Genomic DNA, 6,000 nt, shown 5'->3' on the forward strand with positions numbered 1-6,000 from the left:
AGCAGGATAAGTAGTACCGCGAAGCGCTATGCTTGTTATGGCACCTATGCTTTGAAATGGGCAAGTAATTTCCGAAATGAACCCCGACAACCGATTAATTTGATACGGTCTTCTTCTTAGATAAGGCACGTTTAGAGCGCCTTTTTTGCTGCTTTTCCTTTTGCTCACGAAAAAACGTTCTCAATAGTTCTTTTTCTGAATCTGTAAGTGCTTCTCCACCTATCAGATCAACATTTAATTCGGGTTTACGTTTTGTTTTACTCATTGTGAAAATACCTTTTAATTAGTTTAGTGGCGGCAATTGAATCAATAACCATTAAACGTGAACCTATTAGCTCAGCTTGTAATGTTTTAATGTAATGGTCAATTAACTGAGTCTTCGAGATAAACGCAACATTTCCTTCATGTCCTCTTTGAAATGAAACTTTACAAGCAAATGCGACTAAGTTAGCAGCAACACCAACGTACATTTTTGAAGAACCTTTATTAAATGGAGCGTTTTCGAGTAAGTGCATGAAAACATGATCTTCTTTTACTTCCAAACTGATTAGACCCTGAATGACTTTAGGGTTATTGACTATTGTCAACTTATAGATTTCTCGCTCTTTTAATTCAAATTCGGATTGCCAGTTGAATTGCCAATTCGTTTTTGTGCTAATACCTTTCAAGTCAGATTTATTGATGAGCGAAATCTCAGTTGGGAAACTATCTCCGGTAACGACATTTTCTATAGAACGCGTCAGTTTGTCTATTAAAAAATCGAGTTCATTATAATCCACATAATAAGTTACGAAAAAGTAAAGTGAAGTCGTATTAAATGAACCAAAATCAAACCTAAACAAAGTGATGTTATTTTTTGGGGGAAGTGCCATAACGCCCCTGCGTTTGTGCTGCGGGGCGACCAAGCCTGAATTTAAACAAAAAATGCAATCCCGTCAGCACGAAACGCTTGTTAAGTGCCTGGTTTATGTATTTGATTCAGTTTCCGAATCCCCATTTTCATTGGATTCCTCAATGTATTCCTCTGGTAATGGCGTTTGATTTGCTATACAGCATAGGTGTAAAGTAAGCCACCAAAGGTAAATAACCGGGTAACTATAAAAATTGCCATCACTAACCAAACCGTGCATAATCTCATTCCGAAGATTTGCTCCTAAAGGTTCTACAAGGAGGTTTTGAAGTTCAAATATTATATCTTCACCAAATATTTTCTCCAAATGAGGTTGGTAATCATAGAGTGTAACATTTAAACTCTGCTCATTTTGTCTACGATTTGAACTATCCAATCCTGTTGTAATGACACCCATTCGCTGAAGTATAACTCGAAGAGAATTCTCGATTTGTGGTATTAATAAGTGGGCTGAAATGATGAACTCACCTTTAAAACCGGCAAGTAATCCATGTGCAAATTGAAGTTTTCTATTATTCGGAATGAAAGCATTGTGCGAAAAAAGTGGTTCAAGGTCTCGTATGTCAATGTTAGGATGATCAGCCAATACTTGTTGACGAGCAGGATTAATTAAACCGACAGTAGCTAACATATGGTAACGGGTCGCATCGTCGTGCATCATTGAAACTATAGCCCCTTCGTAGTCATCAAACCCATTTGGTTTAGTACCAACAACCCTTCCCAATGCATTCACCCTCTCACTACTCATCATAAAAGTTAAAGGATTTAACTCAGCTGACTTCTCTGCGCCTTTCCTAAGTTCCGAAACTTTAATTGGATGATCTAAGAAAGCCAATGAATATAAACTTTCTATTAACTCCTTTCCTTCTACAGCCTTTTTGGCTTTTTCAGGATAATCCTTTAAATCAAATGGAGTAGAAATAGTACCCATTTCTTGGAGTGCCTTTTCTTGATGAAGCAATAATTGTTTGTGTAACTCCTCTCTTCTTTCATCGGTATCTGGGATAGACCTGTAAGCTTCAAATGCGCTTCGAATAAAGCTTGATTTGACCATCTCAGACTCGGAACTATCAGCAAGTTTCACATATGATTCTGCCTCAGAAATAAGTGCAGTTGTTGCAGCTTCTGAATCTCCATGCTTTTGAAATGCTTTTGCAGCTCTCTCCCAAAACATTCTTGAAACATCGAACTTCTTTTCATTTTCAAGAAATTCAGCCAATTTTTTTGACGCTTCAGCCCAATCTAGCATTGACCCAAAATCACGATCAATTAAAATATCAATTAAGCCGAGTGTTCTAATTACAATATTATTACTAACTCTTTTGCGAACTATCTCACAGATTACATTTAATATTTCATCAGTTTTTCCTGTTTTCTTTCCGCCAAGTAGCGAAGCAAGCTCCACTGCCCTAAGTGCTCTATTAGGAACATATATATGTTCACCCGCTTCCTCTAATTTCTGTATAGATGATAAATAATGATCTACAGCTCGATGAGCGGCTTTATGGTTTTTTGAAGCAACCCAAATAACATCAGAAATACGTGCATTAAAGTCAGAATCATTAATTTTATTTTCGATTTCAGCTAAAACCTCAATCTCATTCTGTGATAAATCTGAAGGAATTGGGGATCTACCCTCAGGGCTTGAATAAAATGGTACAAAAGGCCCCTCAGAATGATTTGGTCTTAAAGCGAATGTACAGATTGCACTTAATAAACTTGCAATACTCGCTTTGTTATCGTCTTTATCTTTCTGTTCATTCATGATGTTTTCAAAAACAGAACGATAAGATTCAACTGTAACTTTGGGACTCTCTTCTAATTTGGATTTAAAATCGAACCCATCTAAATCTTCAACAGTGATTTTTAATTTTAAAATTGGCATGATTTATTAGTCTACCATGAAGGCACTTAACGACCCTGCGTTTGTGCTGCGGGGCGACCAAGCCTGAAGTTAAGCAAAAAATGCAAACCCGTCAGCACGAAACGCTTGTTAGTTGCTGGGAGGTGAAAATGTATAAGCATATCCAGGATTATGCCAATATATTTCAATCTGTCTTTTTCTTCCTGGCGATATTGGGAAATCGATATTTACGACTGGATTATCATTCCCAAAATCAACGCGCATTTTTTCTTTTTTGATGAAAAAATGATGAAAAAAGAGAGTAGACTTTAGAAAATAATTCTCCCATTCATATTCATTGATCCGACTTAAGTTATGATATTTTCCATCGTAGTTACCAAGAATTATAGTATCGCCATTAGGCATGAATGTAAACTGTGAGTGTGCAAAAGCATTTCTTATTTGACCATTGTAGATAGAATTGATTAGGTCGCCAGCCTCTAAACCGTGATTAATGAAAACATCTCTTATTTCGGTTCTGATTAAATTTCCCTTGTTGTAATCTGGTATGGTCAAATCCCAGTTATAAGAGTTCCTATCGAGTAATCTTGCTATTTGTTTTAGATCACGTAAGTGTAATTTGTTCTCCCATAGATGACAATAAATCATTAATTCAAGAAATAATGAAAATCTCTTAAATTTGCTCAAATCATCAATTTCTCCGCCAGCTTCTAAATTCTTATGACGTTCGATGCCAGCCCCTTTTAAATATTGAATGTAAAATTCCCTGCGATATCTATCGTCATGATATTCTTCCCCAGGACCTATGACATATTCCGATTTATCAGGAATTTTAAATCTACTTTTGTGACCATTTTCTAGAAAAAGTACCAAATCAGACTTTGAGCGAACTTTTTCCTCTAGTACTGAAAAAAGGTTATCAACAACTCGTTTGATCTCTGTTTCAACTGAATGAATTCTACTTTCATCAATCATGATTCTGGATTTTTCAAAAATTTATTGAACTCAATTTTTGAATTGAAATGCTTGATGTATGTGTTACTCGCTGGGTGATAGAGTTTTAAATATTTTGTTAAACCGAATCTTTCAGCATCATTTGAATTTTCATCATAAGGAGACGTTATAAATGTGAACCCATTCTTTGATTTATATAACTCACAATGATCAAATAATTTACTTCCTACTTTTGGACGTTCACTGCAAATAAAACTGATAAGCTCATACTCTTCTGAAAATCTATTCCGATTTGATACTATTTCTTTTTCTGGAGGATCTTTATCAACCTGAAAAGATCCCCAATAGGAGTTTTTAAACAATTTAGGATATTTAGTCAAATCACTATATCTATTCATTTTGTTTGTTCATGTTTTGGTTAATGGTTAGCAACTAACGGCCTGGCAAATAAGCGGCGCGTCTAAGTTCTTGAATATAAGCAACTAAACACAAACGCGTCCGCTTGATTTGCTTTGTTAGGCAACTCGGCTAAGAGATTTTTTTCTTTTCAACTTCCACAATTTCTAACTGAGCACTGATTTGGTTATAGTAATCAGGTAATGGTTCAACTTCATTTAATATTTCGATGCCTTGTGCATATAATATCATTCCACCTTCACTCTCTTTATTTTTGACTAAAGTACTTTTTAGATCTTTGTAAAAATTCCGAGTCTTGTTTTTTTCAGATTTGAGCTTTCTATTTGCCATTTCATAAAAAGTTGATGCAGAATTAGGGAATAAGGTTCTTTTCAGAAATCCTTCTTTTTTATGCTCTTCCTCAACTGCCAAAAGCAAGTGTTTAAAATAATTGTTTGAGATTGAAACCACTTGGTCATAAAGTTCTAGGAATGTATTTCTGAATGTCGATGCCAAATTTTGAAGTTCTTTTATTGCAGAACGAACATGTCTTCCTTTAAACCAACCACTTATGCCTTTTCCTGTGAATACACCAATAATAGTTCCGATTAAAGTCGTTGCAGCAGGAATTATAATAGCTGAGGCACCTCCCGTAACTGGTGCTAATGCTAAACCAGCATATAAACCAGCTTGACCGCCTGCCCAACCACCAGCGCCAACACCAACTGTATCGATTACAGTATGTTCTGTTGCAGTTTTTAAATCAACTTTTCCATCATAAGCTCTCTTACCGTTACGAACTGTGTTAATAGCAAGCGTGATAATTGGTATACCATCAATTAAATCTCCCATATCTCCAACACCTTCAAATGTATTGGCAGTATCATGGAATGCTTTCTGTGAAGATAAATCTGGATCAATTTTTACGCGAGGATGATCCCCAAAAGCTTGTGCCATTTCCTTATTGGTAATGACATCAATATCTGGGTGTTTATCTAAATGTTGCTGAATATAGCTCGGATTATCGGTTACTTTTACGTTGTATGCCTTTCCATCGATAGTGACATCAAGTCCTTCTGTTGTTGCAGATTCAGGGACATTAATTTGAAAACCTTGTTCAGTTAGATTTCCGAAAGCAGTTTGCTCCCCTGTAAAACCTTTATATTTATGAATCATCTGTCGCCATGCTGCTTCACCTGCTTCCGATTTAATTATCTCGCCCTTCAAAAAACTCATTAAATCACCAAGACTTTCGAAGTTTTGAGCATGGTGTAAATGATTGATTCCACTCAGAGTTTCAGGGCTAATTTTCAATGAATTATACAAGACATCAAATGTCGATACACCAGTAACTATTGCTCCATCTATACCTAGTTCTTTTGCAGCTCTCTTTTTATAGGATTCATCGACATTTAAAGATTTGTTTAGAAATGAATATTGGCGATGTCTATGAATAAGTGATGCACTGCCAAGCCCTGCAAATAAAACCCCGATTATTATTAAAGTGGTAAGCATGGTTAGATTTTAAATTAGTTGCCTAACATGTTATTAAACAACCCCAAGACACCCTCCCAAGTCGTATAAGTAAACAATAACCAACTTGAGCGACTTCCGGGTGGTCATTAAGTACCTCAGCAGCGGCTTAATGCGTCAGAAGTCTGAAGTTGTATAAGGAACTACTTATACGACTTCAGCAGGATCTCAATGCCTTGTGTTTACGCCAGTTTCTGACACGCATCAGAGATGAAATTCTACATCCCATTCACACTTCCTCTCACAGCTTCGCTGCCGTCAGTCACAAAACCGGCGTTTTGGGGTGCTTTGGTAAAAAAATAATGTATTGAAACCCCGCTCTATTTCAAATTAAGAATGTGGC

At 36.2% G+C, this 6,000-nt stretch carries 6 protein-coding genes; all 6 read right to left on the minus strand.

What is annotated here, in order from left to right:
• Positions 1–94 precede the first annotated feature (94 nt).
• Complete coding sequence (locus LAT75_RS08300; protein WP_291482183.1) at positions 95–265, minus strand: hypothetical protein; 171 nt, start codon at positions 263–265, stop codon at positions 95–97.
• The gene (locus LAT75_RS08305; RefSeq protein ID WP_291482184.1) at positions 258–872 is read right to left on the minus strand and encodes a hypothetical protein; all 615 of its coding nucleotides are present in this window, start codon (positions 870–872) and stop codon (positions 258–260) included. The genes LAT75_RS08300 and LAT75_RS08305 overlap by 8 nt, the downstream gene beginning before the upstream one ends.
• A 93-nt stretch (positions 873–965) precedes the next feature.
• The gene (locus LAT75_RS08310; protein ID WP_291482185.1) at positions 966–2,795 is read right to left on the minus strand and encodes a DUF4209 domain-containing protein; all 1,830 of its coding nucleotides are present in this window, start codon (positions 2,793–2,795) and stop codon (positions 966–968) included.
• Between the two features lie 108 nt (positions 2,796–2,903).
• Positions 2,904–3,749: a hypothetical protein gene (locus tag LAT75_RS08315; RefSeq protein ID WP_291482186.1), complete on the minus strand. Its 846-nt coding sequence runs from the start codon at positions 3,747–3,749 to the stop codon at positions 2,904–2,906.
• Entirely contained in the window at positions 3,746–4,126 is a 381-nt protein-coding gene (locus LAT75_RS08320) for a hypothetical protein (RefSeq protein WP_291482187.1), read from the minus strand. Before LAT75_RS08320 ends, LAT75_RS08315 begins: the two co-directional genes overlap by 4 nt.
• 130 nt (positions 4,127–4,256) lie before the next feature.
• A complete protein-coding gene (locus LAT75_RS08325; RefSeq protein ID WP_291482188.1) occupies positions 4,257–5,639 on the minus strand; it encodes a hypothetical protein in 1,383 nt (460 codons plus the stop codon).
• Positions 5,640–6,000 lie beyond the last annotated feature (361 nt).

The sequence above is a fragment of the Cyclonatronum sp. genome (assembly GCF_022565315.1).
Lineage (GTDB): Bacteria > Bacteroidota > Rhodothermia > Balneolales > Cyclonatronaceae > Cyclonatronum.

Coding starts and splice junctions, on each gene's coding strand:
- LAT75_RS08305 (WP_291482184.1), bottom strand. CDS start 872: ATGGCACTTCCCCCAAAAAATAACATCACTTTGTTTAGGTTTGATTTT.
- LAT75_RS08300 (WP_291482183.1), bottom strand. CDS start 265: ATGAGTAAAACAAAACGTAAACCCGAATTAAATGTTGATCTGATAGGT.
- LAT75_RS08320 (WP_291482187.1), bottom strand. CDS start 4,126: ATGAATAGATATAGTGATTTGACTAAATATCCTAAATTGTTTAAAAAC.
- LAT75_RS08310 (WP_291482185.1), bottom strand. CDS start 2,795: ATGCCAATTTTAAAATTAAAAATCACTGTTGAAGATTTAGATGGGTTC.
- LAT75_RS08315 (WP_291482186.1), bottom strand. CDS start 3,749: ATGATTGATGAAAGTAGAATTCATTCAGTTGAAACAGAGATCAAACGA.
- LAT75_RS08325 (WP_291482188.1), bottom strand. CDS start 5,639: ATGCTTACCACTTTAATAATAATCGGGGTTTTATTTGCAGGGCTTGGC.